The 449-nt window shown below is 58.6% G+C and carries 1 protein-coding gene; it reads right to left on the bottom strand.

What is annotated here, in order from left to right:
• Positions 1–449: HD domain-containing protein (locus ACU8YC_RS27565; protein WP_446896336.1), on the bottom strand; the 449-nt coding region annotated here is incomplete at both ends.

The following is a 449-nucleotide window of genomic DNA, read 5'->3' as shown; positions in this document are numbered from 1 at the left end:
TCCAGCGATTGCGATACACGTTCCCGACAAAGCGCGGCGGGGTCTTCGAAGTACTGCCCCGAGCCTATCCAGTCAGCAACGGACGTCAGCCCTGCCACCAGGCGCGCTTGCGCCACAGAAGATACCTGCGGCCAATCCATCTGCAGTTGAGCTTTCATATCGGCGACAAGCGCATCACGCTCTTGCTGCCACGCTAGGCCGCCGAAGCTTTCGTCTTCTGCTCGCCTACCTGCAACGGGCGGAGAAAAACCGTGATGTTGGCCGAGTATTTCTGGAATGTACTCAGGCGCACCGATGGCCTTGGCGGTAACCTGGCTAACGCCAGCATGACCGCCCCACTGCCGCTCCAAATCAGGGTTGATGTCAGTCAGCGGAGCAATCGAACAATGCCCGGCACTACAAGCACGGCGCAGTTTTTCGACAAAACAGGGGCTGACCTTGCCAATATC

This window comes from Citrobacter sp. VF227, from assembly GCF_052950715.1.
The sequence above is the reverse complement of the archived record's forward strand: the minus strand, read 5'-3'. Positions and strand labels throughout refer to the sequence as shown.